This is a genomic window from Tatumella sp. JGM130 (genome assembly GCF_018257525.1).
GTDB lineage: Bacteria > Pseudomonadota > Gammaproteobacteria > Enterobacterales > Enterobacteriaceae > Tatumella > Tatumella punctata.
Genome location: NZ_JAERJS010000009.1, coordinates 18,846 through 33,905, shown reverse-complemented (window position 1 = coordinate 33,905; position 15,060 = coordinate 18,846). Strand labels below are relative to the sequence as shown.

At 52.1% G+C, this 15,060-nt stretch carries 11 protein-coding genes; 4 read left to right on the top strand and 7 right to left on the bottom strand.

Going from position 1 to position 15,060, the window contains the following annotated elements:
* The first annotated feature begins 140 nt into the window (after positions 1–140).
* The gene (locus JK211_RS06195) at positions 141–2,765 is read left to right on the top strand and encodes a YdbH family protein (RefSeq protein WP_212707806.1); all 2,625 of its coding nucleotides are present in this window, start codon (positions 141–143) and stop codon (positions 2,763–2,765) included.
* Complete coding sequence (locus JK211_RS06190; RefSeq protein WP_212707805.1) at positions 2,762–2,968, top strand: YnbE family lipoprotein; 207 nt, start codon at positions 2,762–2,764, stop codon at positions 2,966–2,968. Before JK211_RS06195 ends, JK211_RS06190 begins: the two co-directional genes overlap by 4 nt.
* A 40-nt stretch (positions 2,969–3,008) precedes the next feature.
* Here JK211_RS06190 and JK211_RS06185 read toward each other — a convergent pair whose 3' ends face one another.
* Complete coding sequence (locus JK211_RS06185; RefSeq protein ID WP_212707804.1) at positions 3,009–3,608, bottom strand: FMN-dependent NADH-azoreductase; 600 nt, start codon at positions 3,606–3,608, stop codon at positions 3,009–3,011.
* A gap of 267 nt (positions 3,609–3,875) precedes the next feature.
* On the opposite strand from JK211_RS06185, the gene hrpA reads away from it, so the two are divergent.
* Entirely contained in the window at positions 3,876–7,781 is a 3,906-nt protein-coding gene (gene hrpA / locus JK211_RS06180; protein ID WP_212707803.1) for an ATP-dependent RNA helicase HrpA, read from the top strand.
* A gap of 41 nt (positions 7,782–7,822) precedes the next feature.
* On the opposite strand, the gene JK211_RS06175 is transcribed toward hrpA, so the two are convergent.
* The 5 genes from JK211_RS06175 to rstA all read right to left on the bottom strand — a co-directional run bounded on the left by JK211_RS06175 (position 7,823) and on the right by rstA (position 13,038).
* Positions 7,823–8,644: a serine protease gene (locus tag JK211_RS06175; RefSeq protein ID WP_212707802.1), complete on the bottom strand. Its 822-nt coding sequence runs from the start codon at positions 8,642–8,644 to the stop codon at positions 7,823–7,825.
* 282 nt (positions 8,645–8,926) lie between these two features.
* Positions 8,927–9,319 (bottom strand): acid resistance repetitive basic protein Asr, encoded by a 393-nt coding sequence (asr, locus tag JK211_RS06170; RefSeq protein ID WP_212707801.1) that lies wholly within the window; start codon positions 9,317–9,319, stop codon positions 8,927–8,929.
* A 182-nt stretch (positions 9,320–9,501) separates the two neighbouring features.
* Positions 9,502–10,989, bottom strand: coding sequence for a carboxypeptidase M32 (locus JK211_RS06165; protein ID WP_212707800.1), 1,488 nt, complete (start codon positions 10,987–10,989; stop codon positions 9,502–9,504).
* 1 nt (position 10,990) lies between these two features.
* Positions 10,991–12,313, bottom strand: a complete 1,323-nt coding sequence (gene rstB / locus JK211_RS06160) for a two-component system sensor histidine kinase RstB (RefSeq protein ID WP_212707799.1) — start codon at positions 12,311–12,313, stop codon at positions 10,991–10,993.
* Positions 12,310–13,038 carry a two-component system response regulator RstA gene (gene rstA / locus JK211_RS06155; protein WP_212707798.1) on the bottom strand — a complete coding sequence of 243 codons (729 nt, stop codon included), beginning with the start codon at positions 13,036–13,038 and terminating at the stop codon, positions 12,310–12,312. The genes rstB and rstA overlap by 4 nt, the downstream gene beginning before the upstream one ends.
* 168 nt (positions 13,039–13,206) lie before the next feature.
* On the opposite strand from rstA, the gene JK211_RS06150 reads away from it, so the two are divergent.
* Complete coding sequence (locus JK211_RS06150) at positions 13,207–13,617, top strand: hypothetical protein (protein ID WP_212707797.1); 411 nt, start codon at positions 13,207–13,209, stop codon at positions 13,615–13,617.
* A gap of 19 nt (positions 13,618–13,636) precedes the next feature.
* Here JK211_RS06150 and JK211_RS06145 read toward each other — a convergent pair whose 3' ends face one another.
* The gene (locus JK211_RS06145) at positions 13,637–15,034 is read right to left on the bottom strand and encodes a basic amino acid/polyamine antiporter (protein WP_212707796.1); all 1,398 of its coding nucleotides are present in this window, start codon (positions 15,032–15,034) and stop codon (positions 13,637–13,639) included.
* Between the last annotated feature and the right edge of the window lie 26 nt (positions 15,035–15,060).

Sequence of the window (15,060 nt, the reverse complement as noted above, 5' to 3'; positions counted from 1 at the left end):
AACTTTGCAGGGAATGCGCCATACTAATAGCGCTTAGTTATCATTTTGCCTAAACTGAATCAGTATAGCGGCTATGGTGTTATATGACGGCGGTATAACCAGTTTTACTGAAGATTCAGAATAAAACGGATGTATTATTTATGAAGGGAAAGCTAACAGTTGTGCTGCTGGTTGTGCTCAGCCTGCTGTTGATCATCAGCGCCAGTATATTATCCCTCAGCTTATGGTTACCGCGGCTGGCGGGGATATGGCTGCCAGCCGGAGTACATCTGCAGACCAAAGGTGCTTTACGGCCGGGCCTGCGCTCACTCCGCTTACCGGATATCTCGCTGCATACTGCGGGTTGTGAAATTATGGATATTTCCGGTCTGTCGGCGGGTTACCGGCAGCAGATGTGGCAACTGACAGCAACCACTGTCCGGGCAGATTCAGAGTGCCTTGCCACTGTGTCCGCGACATCCTCATCATCAGCACCGTCGAAAAGCCTGGCCGACTGGCAGCATTTACTGCCGGACAGTCGTCTGCACATAGACAGCCTGCAGATATTGCCCTGGCAGCAGTATGCAGGCAGTGTCACTGTCACCCAACAGCAGGGCAGGCAACGTCTCAGTATCCGCGGTGATAATCTGCAGCTGGATGCTGATCTTAATCAGCAACAATTATATCTCCGCCAGCTTAAATTTACGGCGCCCGGATTACCGCAACCGGTGACAATGCAGGGAAAAGTAACCCTGTCCCCGCAGACCAGCGGCTGGCCACTGGCAGGAGAACTGACCGGCCAGTTCTCACTGGATCAATCACCGTTCGTTGTGGCGACGCACTGGCAACAGCAGCGCGGAGAGCTGCGTCTGACGGCATCGTCATACCCGCGCCCGATACTGACGCTGCCCTGGGAAGTGACTCCGCAGTCTGTAACCGTCCGCCAGGGGCAGTGGTGGTGGCCTTTTAACGGCCAGGTATTACAGGGCGGCATAGCCCTGACCGCAGATAACTGGCCGTCAGGGCTGGAAAATACTGCCTTTAGCGGGCGTCTGAATGTTTTAACAGCAGGTTATGGCGGCAAAGGGAACGCAGTACTGAGTTTCGGCCCCGGAAAACTGAGTCTGCAGCAGAGTGATATGCCGCTGCGGCTGACAGGCAGTGCCGGTAGCCCGCAATTACAATTTTTTGCCAGTCTGCCCGCCAGATTAACCGGTCCGCTGATACAACCGGAAGTCCGTTTTATCAGTGGTGCTTTACTCAGAATGCGCGGCCGGATACTGGATACATTACAGGTCGATGAAGCGCGTTTTCCGCTGGCAGGGGTCAGTTTATCGGTTGGCGGGGTCAGCGGCCCATTACAGGCAATTCTCAGGGTACATAATCCGTTTTACGGGCAGTACCGTTTGCAGTTACAGGGACAGGCACAACAGTTCTGGCCAGACAATGGCCGCTGGAACTGGCGCTACTGGGGAAATGGCTATTTCCGGCCATTGCAGGCGGAGTGGGATATACAGGGACGGGGCCAGTGGGCGGACCGTCTGATCACTTTACAGAGTCTGTCTACCGGTCTGCGGCGGATAAAATATGCAGGGATAACTACCCGCGCCGCACGGATCACCCTGAGTAAACCTGTTCGCTGGTCACGTGACCCGGCAGACCCGCAATTTACCGCAGCATTGTTACTGAATGCCGGACAAACCCGGTTTGCTTATGGCGGCAGACTGCCCGCTGCCCGGTTACCTTTTACACTGCAGGGCAGCTCTCCGGAAAATTTCCTGTATAAAGCGCAACTGGAGGCCGGAGCTATAGGTCCGCTCACCCTCAATGGCCGCTGGGATGGAGAGCGGGTCCGCGGACAAATCTGGTGGCCTTCTCAGCCACTGCAGGTCTTTCAGCCCCTGATGGCAGAAGATACACAGATGAAACTGACCGGCGGCAGTTTGCGGGCACAGGCTGCATTCTCTGCCTCGGCCACTGAAGGGTTTCAGGCCGGGGGCCACTGGGTGATCACTGATGGCAGCCTGTGGACTCCCGACAACCAGGTGAGTGGCGTGGACTTTTCCCTGCCGTTCCGTTACCGGCAACAGCGCTGGCAGTTTGGCTACCGGCAGCCGGTAAGGTTATCGGTGGGTAACATTACTAACCAGATACAAATGAAGGATATTACTGCCAGTGTACAGGGATACTATCCGTGGAGCGAAAACCGGCCGTTATCACTGAGTGATGTCAGTATATCGCTGCTTGACGGACAACTGAGCCTGAGCCAGTTACGGCTGCCTCAGCATCAGCCGGCTATTCTTAAGGCCAGTAATATCAGCCTCAGCCGGCTGATCACCGCATTGCACCCGAAACAGGTCGCCATGTCAGGCAGAATCGACGGAGAGCTGCCATTGCTGGTCAGTGATCCGCAGTACATTGTCCGTAATGGCTGGATAAAGAACCGTGGCCCTCTGACCCTGCGGGTAGATAAAGACCTGATTGATTCAGTTACCAGTAATAATATGGCGGCAGGAGTGGCAATAGACTGGCTGCGTTATATGGAAATCAGTCGTTCCGAAGCAACACTGAATGTGCAGAGTAACGGCGAACTCACCCTGACATCAAAGGTGCAGGGCACCAGCCGCTTCAGTAATAAAGACCAGCGGGTTAATCTGAATTACACCCACCGTGAAAATCTGTTTCTGCTCTGGAAAAGCCTGAGCTTCGGTGACAATTTACAATCGCTGCTATCACAGCAACTGATACTGCCCGGCAATAACCGGCTGAAGGAACCGTCTGAATGAAAACCGTTAACCTGATTGTTTACCTGTTGCCGGGTTTTGTCCTGTGCGGATGCGTTCCGCGTATTGAAGTTGCGGCACCGAAAGAACCGATCACTATTGATATGAATGTGAGAATCGATCACCAGATTACGGTGAAAGCCGATAAAAATATCGAAACTCTGCTGAGTAATGATGAGAACAACCGGAGCCGACAGGGGAAATAACCGAGATATCGCCGGCACTGTCGTCCCGGCGATGAACTTATCAGGCCGCGATAATTGATTCAATCGCGCTTTTTGCATCGGTCGTTGCTTTGGCGCTGACTTCCGGACCGTAACCATAACCTTCCGCAAAGACAAAGTTAATCTCGGTCATTCCCAGGAAACCAAGGAAGACTTTCAGGTATGGGGTCAGCAGATCTGCCGGTGTATCTTTGTGGATACCACCACGGCTGGAGATAACAACGACACGTTTACCTTTGATCAGACCTTCAGGGCCGGATTCGGTATAACGGAAAGTCACTCCGGCACGGGCCACCAGGTCAAAATAGTTTTTCAGCTGAGTGGGAATGTTAAAGTTATACATTGGTGCCGCAATCACGATAACGTCATGGGCCAGCAGCTCATTGATCAGTTCGTCGGACAAAGCGGCAACCTGTTTCTGACGCTCAGATAACGGTGCATCGGAAGGACGCAGGCCACCGACCAGCTCACCATCCAGCACCGGTACTGGCTGCTCTGCCAGGTCACGAAAAGTGACAGTGTCACCTTTGGCCATCGCCTGCTGCGCATAGAAGTCAGCCAGCTGACCTGACTGGGAATAACCGGCGAGAATACTTGACTTAAGGACCAGAACTTTACTCATTACGTTATCTTCCTGTCTTTAGGGCGGAAGTCCTTCCGCTGAATTTCAGATAATGTAAGGTGCTCAGGCATCAGATAAAAGCTGATAATTTCGAGGACTATATTCGAAAAAACTGAACAACATTATCACCCGTGTCGATGCGGAGCGATAACGGCAGTTCAGGGGATATGTTACAATGTTATATCATTGCTGATTGCCGGGGGATTTACCGTCACCGTTTACGGTCTCCGGCTGTTTTGTCATATAAAATCAAGGTAACACATTATTATGTCATCTCAGGATTTTTCACTGTTGTCTTCTCTGCGCCAGCGTCTGGAGCCTTTGATCCTGCGGGACCGCCAGCAACTCAGACGCCGGATTACTGGTGCTGAAAAGGTGAAAAACCCGCAAGCCCGTGCGGAAATAACCAGTAAGATTGAACAGGAAATCAGCGAAGCCGAAACCCGGCTGGCCCTGCGGCTGGCATCCGCGCCACAGCATATTGATTTCCCGGAAAATTTACCGGTCAGTCAGAAGCAACAGCAAATTGCAGAGGCAATCAGCAAACATCAGGTAGTGATTATTGCCGGTGAAACCGGCTCAGGCAAAACAACCCAGATCCCTAAAATTTGTCTGGCGTTAGGCCGGGGTAACCGCGGCCTGATTGGCCATACGCAGCCCCGCCGACTGGCGGCCAGAACCGTGGCTACCCGTATCGCCGAAGAGATGAATACCCCGCTGGGCGACTATGTCGGCTATAAAGTCCGTTTCAGTGATCAGGTCGGAGAAAATACCCGCGTTAAACTGATGACTGACGGTATTCTGCTGGCAGAAATACAGCAGGACAGACTGTTACTGCAATACGACACCCTGATTATCGATGAAGCCCATGAGCGCAGCCTGAATATCGATTTTCTGCTGGGTTACCTGCGGGAACTGCTACCACGCAGGCCCGATTTGAAGGTGATTATCACCTCAGCTACCATCGATCCTCAGCGCTTTTCCCGCCATTTCAACCATGCTCCGGTCATTGAAGTTTCCGGCCGGACTTATCCAGTTGAAGTACGTTACCGGCCGGTCGCCGAAGATACCAGTGACGGTGACCGCGATCAGTTGCAGGCGATTTTTGATGCCGTCGATGAACTGATGCGTGAGGCAGCGGGTGATATTCTTATTTTTATGAGCGGTGAACGGGAAATCCGTGATACAGCCGATGCCTTAAACCGCCGTGAATTACGGCATACGGAAATCCTGCCACTCTACGCGCGGTTATCTAACGCCGAACAGAACAGGGTGTTCCAGTCTCATAGCGGGCGGCGGATAGTGCTGGCAACCAACGTGGCCGAAACATCGTTAACCGTGCCGGGGATTAAATACGTGATCGATCCCGGCACGGCACGTATCAGCCGCTACAGTTACCGTACCAAGGTGCAGCATTTACCGATAGAACCTGTTTCTCAGGCTTCCGCTAATCAGCGTAAGGGACGTTGCGGGCGTGTTTCCGAGGGGATTTGTATCCGTTTGTATTCGGAGCAGGACTTTATTAACCGTCCGGAGTTCACTGACCCGGAGATACTGCGTACCAACCTGGCATCGGTCATTCTGCAGATGACGGCCCTCGGGCTGGGCGATATTGCTGCTTTCCCGTTTGTTGAAGCCCCCGATAAACGTCATATCCAGGACGGTGTGCGGTTACTGGAAGAACTGGGCGGTATTCTGCCGTCAGCTGACGGTCACTATAAGCTGACCCCGCTGGGGCGGCAGCTGGCGCAGTTGCCGGTTGATCCGCGACTGGCGAGAATGGTACTGGCCGCACAGCAATTTGGCTGTGTCCGTGAAGTGATGATTATTACGGCTGCGCTGTCAATCCAGGATCCCCGCGAACGTCCGGCAGACCGCCAGCAGGCCTCTGACGAAAAACATCGCCGCTTTGCGGATAAAGACTCAGATTTTCAGGCCTGGGTAAATCTGTGGAATTATCTCGGTGAACAGCAAAAGCGGCTATCCGGTAACCAGTTCCGCCGGCAGTGTAAAACCGATTATCTGAACTACCTGCGGGTACGGGAATGGCAGGATATCTATACCCAGCTGCGGCAGGTGGTAAAAGAGTTGCGGTTGCCGGTAAACAGTGAACCGGCGCCGTACCGCGAAGTGCACAGCGCGTTACTCTGTGGTCTGTTATCACATATCGGCCAAAAGGATGTTGAAAAGCAGGAATATACCGGGGCGCGTAATGCCCGTTTTTCTGTTTTCCCCGGCTCGGGCTTATTTAAAAAGCCGCCAAAATGGGTCATGGTCGCTGAACTGGTTGAAACCAGCCGTTTGTGGGGGCGTGTTGCCGCTCGCATTGAGCCGGAATGGATTGAGCCGCTGGCAAAGCATCTGCTGAAATATCATTACAGCGAGCCTCATTGGGAAAAAAGCCAGGGGGCGGTTATGGCCCTGGAAAAAGTCACCCTCTACGGATTACCGGTGATCAGCGGGCGTAAAGTGAACTATGGCAAAATTGATCCGCGCTTATCCCGCGAGTTATTTATCCGTCACGCGCTGGTGGAAGGGGACTGGCAAAGTCGTCATGCGTTCCTGAAGAATAACCGTAAGTTGCTGAATGAGGTGGAAGATCTCGAGCATAAATCACGACGCAGAGATATCCTGGTCGATGATGAAACCTTATTGACTTTCTATGACCAGCGTATTGGTCATGAGGTTGTGTCAGCGCGTCATTTTGACCAGTGGTGGAAAAACGCCAGCCAGCAGCAGCCCGATCTGCTTAACTTTGATAAGCAGATGCTGATCAAAGACGGTGCTTCACAGGTCAGTCAGCTGGATTATCCAAATTTCTGGCATCAGGATAACCTGAAACTGCGTCTCAGTTATCAGTTCGAACCGGGCACCGGCGCAGATGGCGTGACGGTACATATTCAGCTGCCGTTATTAAATCAGGTTGAGGACAGGGGATTCGAATGGCAGATTCCCGGGGTACGCCGCGAACTGGTGATCGCCTTAATTAAATCCCTGCCTAAGCCATTACGCCGTAACTTTGTGCCGGCACCAAATTATGCAGATGCATTTTTGCAACGGGTTACTGACCACAGTCAGCCACTGACCGATTGCCTGGAACGTGAATTCCGCCGGATGACCGGTGTAACAGTCACCCGCGAAGACTGGCAATGGCAGGGGGTGCCTGACCACCTGAAAATGACTTTCCGGATAGTGGATGAAAACAACCGCACCCAGGCCGAAGGTAAAGATCTGACAGCGCTTAAACAGTCACTGAAAGATAAAGTGCAGGCAACCCTTTCGGATGTCGCCGATGACGGTGTAGAACAGCAGGGGCTGCATATCTGGAGTTTTGGCGATTTACCGCAAAGTTATCAGCAGAAACGCGGAAATTATCAACTGCAGGCCTGGCCTGCGCTGGTGGATGATAAAGAGAGTGTCGCGATCCGGCTGTTTGACAGCCAGAGTGAGCAGCAGAAGCATATGTGGCGTGGTCAGCGCCGGTTGCTCTGGCTGAATATTCCGTCACCGGTGAAATATCTGCATGAAAAATTGCCGAATAAGGCCAAACTGGGACTTTATTTTAACCCTTATGGCAAGGTGCCGGAACTGATTGACGACTGTATTTCCTGTGGCATCGATAAACTGATGGCGGAACACGGCGGTCTGGTCTGGACTGAAACGGCGTTTGAGCAGCTGAAAGAGAAGGTACGTGCTGAGCTGAACGACACTGTGGTAACTATTGCGATGCAGACTGAGCAGATCCTGACGACGGTATTTCAGATCAATAAACGGCTGAAAGGGAAAGTGGATATCAGTCAGGCGCTGGCCCTGTCGGATATCAAATCTCAGCTGGCAGGACTGATTTATCGTGGTTTTGTCACCGGTAACGGCTGGCAACATCTCGCGGATACTCTGCGTTATCTGCAGGCTATCGAGCGCCGGCTGGATAAGTTACCGGTTGATCCCCACAGTGACCGCAGCAGAATGCTGAAAATCCAGAGTATTGAGCAACAATGGCAGCAATGGCGGGGTAAATTAGCGCCGCAACAGCAGGATGATGACGATGTGGTAGCGATACGCTGGATGCTGGAAGAACTGAGAGTGAGTCTGTTTGCCCAGCAATTGGGTACACCTTATCCGGTCTCTGAAAAGCGGATTTTACAGGCGATGGCACAGAAAAACGGCGGGTAAAAAACGCGGCAGCACAGGAGTCGCTGTGCTGCCGCGCCAGACTAGTGGGTCAGTTGCTGCAATTGCTGCAGTTTGTCATAAAAAGAGGTTACAGCAATCGCCCGGTTATCGGCACGATAACGATCTTTTGCTGCCGGAGCGGAACTCTGTACCGCAATAATCTGCCAGCCATTATCGGTCTTTAACAACAGAGGTGACCCGCTGTCACCCGGCAGGGTATCACAGCGATGGGATAATACCGCTTTTTGTGCCCAGCCAGTGATCAGACAATTCTGGTGAGCATATAAGTTATCCAGATGATCGGCCGGATAACCGGCTTGTGTTACCCGCCCGCCAGTGGCTTTCAGTGCTGCGATCAGGTCGGCCCGGCTGCCTGAAAACAGTGGTACCGGCTGGATAGCGGATGGCGGATTGTGAATAATCACGACTGCATAATCATAGGGTGCCGCCGCCGGTGGAACAATCCAGCCATCGCCTTCGGCTTTCAGCTTACCGGGCAGTAAAGGCTCAACCCGCGCGTCAATATCATGGATCTCGTAGCGCCAGCCGGTCGGCATCGCCATAAAACGGATGGCTACCGGAGGATCAAACTTACCCGGCGGAGTCAGCAGGCAGTGTCCGGCAGTCAGGGCTATATGCGGGGAGATCAGGGTGGCAGTACACAGATTACCGCTGTCTGTTTCCAGCTGGCCAATGGCATCCCAGGGGGCGCTGGTCACATCAGTAATCGCCTGACGATGGTCTTTGCCAAAAAACAGCGCCTTGATTTCGCTGGCATTCGGTGTGTCATCATCGTCATCATCAGCGTGCACCTGCACACTAACGCAAAATAAACTTAAAATAAGGACGGTCAGCAGGCGCATAATTCTCTCAACTGCGGGAAGTATGTAGGTTAATCATCGGATTCCGGAATGATTACTATAAGCCGTAAGATGGAAAAAAGGGAGAGATATTGCGTATTTACCGGTCTGAAGTTAAATAAAAAAACTGGCAGCGACAACGCCACACATAATGACTGCGACCAGAATGATTTCGAAACGATAGCGACGCACCATATTTATAACTCCGGGAAACAAACACCCGGCATAACCGGGTGTTTCTGTCACTATGACGCGAGTTCAGGAGTAATCCTGGCGGTCAGAGATTTATTTTTTTGCAGCTTTTTTAGCAACGGCTTTGTGGTGATGCTTTTTAGCAGCCTGTGCTTTCTGTGGTGCAGCTTTTTTAGCGACTGCTTTGTGGTGATGTTTTTTAGCAGCCTGCGCTTTCTGTGCAGCCGCTTTCTTAGCTACTTTTTTGTGGTGATGTTTTTTAGCCGCCTGTGCTTTCTGAGCAGCCGCTTTTTTGTGATGACGTTTTTTAGCGGTTTTCTTATGATGTTTATGAGCAACATGCTTAGCCGGAGCAGCAGGTGCCGCAGCAGGAGCGGTTGCAGCAGCAGGTGCCGCCGGGGCCGGAGTTGCAGTAGTTTCTGCAGCGAAAGCAGCAGAGGACAGACCCATAGCAGCGGCAACTACCAGTGCAAATAATTTTTTCATTGCAAATTCCTCAAATTCATTTCATTTAATAGCCCACTGCGGGGCCGGTAAAATGACTATATGAGAATATTTCGATAGTGTCCGTTGCTGAATGGTATCGCTGTGTAACCGATTGTACAAACGACACTCTGGCCGGGAAAACAACCGAGAGCAGCCGGGAAAAACAGCTGCTCTTCAAAAGGTTACCCCAGATATCTCTTTTCAAGATGACGACGGAAAAACTGACTGTTTAACCCTTCTCCGGTTGCTTTAGTGATCAGTTCACTGGTCGATAACCGGCTGCCATGTTGCCAGATATTTTTTTCCAGCCAGCCGAATAAAGGCTGCAGATCTCCCCGTGAAATCTGCTCCCCGAGGGACGGCAGTTGCTGATGTGCAGAGGCAAATAACTGTGCGGCATACATCGCCCCCAGAGTATAGGTAGGGAAGTAACCAAAAGAACCATCCGTCCAGTGAATGTCCTGCATACAACCGTCTTTAAAGTTACCGCGGGTATCCAGTCCCAGGTAATGGTGCATTTTTTCATCCCACAGGGCCGGAATATCTTCAACTTCAATGATGCCGTCAATCAGTGCCTGTTCGATTTCGTAACGTAACATCACATGGGCAGGGTAGCTGACTTCATCCGCATCCACGCGGATAACCCCGGGCTTCACCTGCTGTGCCAGACGAATAAAATTATCGGTTTCAAGGGCTGGCTGCGAACCAAAGGTTTCCGCAACCAGCGGCTGAATTAATTGCAGAAAGCCGGGGCTGCGTGCCAGTTGCATTTCCAGTAGCAGACTCTGTGATTCGTGGATTGCGGTTGATCTGGCCTGTGCAACCGGCAGTCCGGCAAATCTGCGCGGCAGGTTCTGTTCATAACGTGCATGGCCCGTCTCATGAATCACTCCCATCAGTGCGCTGAGAAACAGTTTTTCGTCATAGCGGGTGGTGATACGTACATCGTCGGGAACGCCACCACAAAACGGATGGGCACTGACATCAAGCCGGCCGTGATTAAAATCAAAGCCCAGCAGCGCCATGACCTGCAAACCCAGTTGTTTCTGGGCCACCTGCGGAAAAATACCTTCCGGTTGCAGAGGCAGGGCCTGCGATTGTTTGCTGACCACCTGTTGCAATAAACCCGGCAGCCATTGTTTAAGGTCAGCAAAAACAGGGTCAAGCGTCTGGCGGGTCATCCCTGGCTCATAAAGTCCGAGTAATGCATCATAGGGTGAGGTACCGCTGGCACTGGCTCTGATTTGCGCTTCGCGGCGGCTCAGGGCAACGACTTTACGCAGATTTGCAGAGAATCCGCGCCAGTCGTTTGCCGGACGCTGTGTCCGCCAGGCATGCTCACACTGGCTACCGGCAATAGCTTTCGCTTCAACCAGTTCGTCAGGCAGTAACGATGCCTGCTGCCACTGCCGGGTCATTTCATACAGGCTGGCCCGCTCATCTTCATTCAGAGACTGTTGCTGCGCGGCACTCAGTAATTCCCCGACCTGTTTACCGGTCAGTAACTGATGACGTAATACGCTCAGCTCCGCTAAGGCCTCTCCGCGGGCTCTGCTGCCCCCGGCAGGCATCATGGTCTGCATATCCCAGCCGGCAACCGCCGATAAATGGTCAAACCGCGATATACGGCGAAAAATCTGACATAACTGCTGATAAGCATCGGTATTCATATTACTCCTTGCGGGGGCTGACGGAAGAAATAGCTTTACCGGCGGTCGGTGGTGTTACCGGCCAGCAAAATCTGACACTGGCGCCGCCTAACGGGCTGCTGTCAATGGTGACGGTACCACGGAATGCCTGAGCAATAGAATGGACAATTGCCAGTCCGAGCCCGCATCCGCCGGTCGCCCGGTCACGGCTGGGGTCAAGACGGACAAAGGGTTCGAAAACATGTTCCCGTTCTTCAGCCGGGATACCCGGACCATCATCTTCAACCTGTAACAGACCATTATTACCGTCAAACCACAGGCTGATCCGCATCCGCTGCGTGGCATAACGTAAACCATTATTCACCAGATTATCCAGTACCCGCTCCATCAGGCGCAGATCAGCATAGCCCTGGTTTTCCTGCTGAGGAATATCCAGTTCGACCAGATGGCCGGGGTTCAGCGAGCGGACATCATCCACACGCTCCGCCAGCCAGCGGGCCAAATCAAACTGCTGTAACTTCATATCAACTTTCGGACGGTCGAGACGGGCATAGGTCAGTAGTTCCTCGATGAGTCCTTCCAGCTGACTGATATCCCGGTTCAGGGCCGCCGCTTCGTTATCACTCAGGTTGTCGCTCATCTCCAGCCGGTAGCGCAGTCTGACCAGCGGCGTACGCAGTTCATGGGCAATACCATCGATCAACTGTTTCTTGCTGGCAACCAGCACTTTTATATTTTCTGCCATCTGGTTAAAGGCAATACCCAGCCGGTACAGGCTTGAGGTGTTATCAAAGTGGGTACGGGAATCCAGATCACCCTGGCCGAAACGCTGTGCGGCACGTTCAAGGCGCTGCATCTCTTTCCAGTGGGGCCGCATCCAGATAAACACCGGGAATGCCAGCGACATCCCGATAAAAGCCAGCAGACCAATATCCAGTAACCGCATCTGGTGCAGATAAAACAGGTAAGGAATGGGGCCGACCGACAGAACATAGTGGCTGCGGGGGATATGCTGTAAAAAGGTATATTGATCGTCCAGCGCGACTATCTCTCCGGCGCGTAACCGCCGCATATCGTCGGCCCCTAACTGATAGCGGGTAATGGGCTCAATATGCAGTTTAAAGGAGAGGTTTAAATCAAGATTATCTATCGTTTTATTCCAGTCTTTTGGCGGAATTTCACGTAATTCGCTGCGCATCAGGTACAGTGAGCTGGCCATCAGGTCATTCATCGACTGGCGGCCGGCACGTTCGGCGGTCATTTTATACACCAGGCCAACCAGCAGGGTCATGACCAGAAAACAGGCGAAGAGCAGCAGATAGAACTGGATAAACAGTTTTTTCATTCGGAATGGGTATCCCAGGCCTGAGGCGCGAACAGATAACCTTTATTACGGATGGTTTTTATTCTGAAAGGCTCGGTGGCATTGTCATGCAGTTTTTTACGTAACCTGGAGATAGCCACATCAATACTGCGATCCATGCCGTCGTAGCTGACACCACGCAGGGTTTTCAATAGTGCATCACGGTTGAGGATCTGTCCGGCATGGCTGGCCAGTTCCCGGAGTAAATCAAAATCCGCGGTCGACAACGGGATCGGCTCTTCTGCCAGAGTCACTTCCCGGTTCAGCATATCAATCGTCAGACTGCCGAAACGGATCAGCCGGGCCGGTGCAGTACCGGAAGCTAATTCTTCGTTGCTGCTGTTTTGCTGTGACTGACGCAGGTGCAGACGCAGTCTGGCGAGTAACACCGCCGGCGGGGTGGTTTTCAGAATATAATCGTTGGCACCCATTTCCAGCGCCAGAATATGGTTCATATCACTGTCCAGCGAAGTCAGCAATACAATCGGGCCGTGCCAGCGTGTACGCAGGTCACGACACAGGGTCATACCGTCTTTGCCGGGCAGCATAATGTCCAGCATCACCAGTTCGGGCTGTTCGCGGATAATCGTTTCTTCAGCCCGATCGCCGCGGGTTTCAACCACCACATCGAAATCATGTTTGCTAAGGTAAGCGGCGATCAATTCACCAACTTCAGGTTCATCTTCTACGTAAACTATTTTATTCATAATTAACAATAATTATTTATATTTAACAACAAAGTAACCCGGAACAGTCATCACCGTTACGTTATCATGAAAAAGGCATCTGTTGCTGGTATATACCCTATATAATATGCCATTATAATCCGCGGAAATATGAGTTTCCTAAGGATCGTGCTAACAGGGGGAGTTTGAGTGTCTGATGATAAATTGACTTCAGGCGCGGATAACCGGCGCATTTGCTTCAATTACAGTGATTTTCTGTCGGCATCCTGTAAGAAGCACTGGAGTTTTGTGGATGCTATCTATGGTGTTCTGCCTATTTTCGGTATGGTGACGCGTAAAACTGCGCGCAACATTAACGGAATGACTAACGATGCAGAACATTTTAAGGCTATGGCGCTGCAGATAATTTCTACTCAGGTCAGCGATGAAATTAATATCGCCCGACTGATTGCCCTTGCTGAACAGCAAAAAATTATCAGTTTTGAAATCCAGCTTCCTTATCCTCTTTCAGAACATCAGCTGGCGGGTATTTATGATGAATATCGTAAGCCGCTGACACTCAGGCAGGATGATGACTGCCTGAGGATCGCCTTACCCTGATATAAAAACGGCTGGCCTGTCAGGCCAGCATCAGTTTTATTCCTGTCGCCAGCGCCAGTAACAAGATTAATCCGGTCAGTGAATACTCTTTACGGGTCAGTTTCATCGGCTGCGGAGCGGTATAACGCGCAAAGATAAATACCAGCAAGCCCGGGGCATACAGCATTACAGACATTAATAAATTTTCCGGCCCGGACGCATACAGCAGCCAGAGACCATAAACTGAGGCACCCAGCCCGATCAGCCACGGGGCTGACATCCCTTTATGGTGAACGGTTTTAATTAAAAACAGTCCTACCAGTAAATAGGGAACCAGCACCATTTCAGAAGCGATGGTCAGCAGAGTCCCGTAACCGGCATGGGTGATACCAATAATCAGCAGGCAGGCCTGTACACAGCCGTTAGTCAGCCACAGTGAGGCGGCAGGGGCTTCATGCCGGTTTTGCCGGCTGATAATCCGTGGGAAGGCGTCTGTTTTGGCGGCCAGAAACGGGATCTCGGCAGCCATAATTGTCCAGCTGAGGTAAGCACCTGATACGGAAAGTACCAGCCCGGAAACAATGACGACAGTGCCCCAGGGGCCGATAATGGTTGCCAGTAATCCGGCCATCGACGGGTTATGCATTGCTGCCAGCTGCTCGCGGGGCACGATGCCTAGCGACAACAGTGTCACCAGCAGATAGACGACCAATGCTGCCACAACGGCCCATAATGTTGCGCGGCCCACATCACGGCGGTGGCTTGCCCTGGCAGAAATAACCACAGCCCCCTCAACCCCGATAAACACCCACAGGGTAATCAGCATGGTTTGTTTTACCTGCGACCATAATGGCTGGTGAAGCGTCAGTCCGCTGAAATCATAACTGAAGTTTTCCATCCGGAAGGCGACGATGGCTATAATAATGAACAGACACAGGGGGATCAGTTTACCGAGGGTCGCCAGCACATTGATACTGGCTGCAGTTTGTACACCGCGCAAGACCAGGAAATGGATCATCCATAACAGTAACGAGGCGCCCGCCACTGCCGGCCAGGTATTGCCTTCACCAAACAGGGTATGGTCCGGAGAATCCGTAAAAAAACTTAATGCAGAAAAAACGATCACCAGGTACGACACATTGGCGATCACAGCACACAGCCAGTAGCCCCACGCAGAACAAAAACCGATAACTTCCCCAAACCCGTCACGGGCATAGGTGAAAATACCGCCATCGAGATCAGGGCGTAACCGGCTGAGTAATAACATTGCCAGTGCCAGAAAAATGATCCCGACCCCGGTGATTAGCCAGCCGCATAACAGCGCCGCAGGACCTGCTACTGCTGCCATATTCTGTGGCAGACTGAATACCCCTGCGCCAAGCATTGAACTCAACACCAGAGCTGTCAGTGCTGCGAACCCTAATTTTTTTTGAGACATGTCGTTCCTGCATTTACATTCAGCGG

Excerpts from the sequence above, each read along its gene's own strand:
- rstA (WP_212707798.1), bottom strand. The coding sequence starts at position 13,038 with ATGAATAAAATAGTTTACGTAGAAGATGAACCTGAAGTTGGTGAATTG.
- JK211_RS06190 (WP_212707805.1), top strand. The coding sequence starts at position 2,762 with ATGAAAACCGTTAACCTGATTGTTTACCTGTTGCCGGGTTTTGTCCTG.
- JK211_RS06175 (WP_212707802.1), bottom strand. The coding sequence starts at position 8,644 with ATGCGCCTGCTGACCGTCCTTATTTTAAGTTTATTTTGCGTTAGTGTG.
- asr (WP_212707801.1), bottom strand. The coding sequence starts at position 9,319 with ATGAAAAAATTATTTGCACTGGTAGTTGCCGCTGCTATGGGTCTGTCC.
- JK211_RS06145 (WP_212707796.1), bottom strand. The coding sequence starts at position 15,034 with ATGTCTCAAAAAAAATTAGGGTTCGCAGCACTGACAGCTCTGGTGTTG.
- rstB (WP_212707799.1), bottom strand. The coding sequence starts at position 12,313 with ATGAAAAAACTGTTTATCCAGTTCTATCTGCTGCTCTTCGCCTGTTTT.
- JK211_RS06185 (WP_212707804.1), bottom strand. The coding sequence starts at position 3,608 with ATGAGTAAAGTTCTGGTCCTTAAGTCAAGTATTCTCGCCGGTTATTCC.
- JK211_RS06195 (WP_212707806.1), top strand. The coding sequence starts at position 141 with ATGAAGGGAAAGCTAACAGTTGTGCTGCTGGTTGTGCTCAGCCTGCTG.
- hrpA (WP_212707803.1), top strand. The coding sequence starts at position 3,876 with ATGTCATCTCAGGATTTTTCACTGTTGTCTTCTCTGCGCCAGCGTCTG.
- JK211_RS06165 (WP_212707800.1), bottom strand. The coding sequence starts at position 10,989 with ATGAATACCGATGCTTATCAGCAGTTATGTCAGATTTTTCGCCGTATA.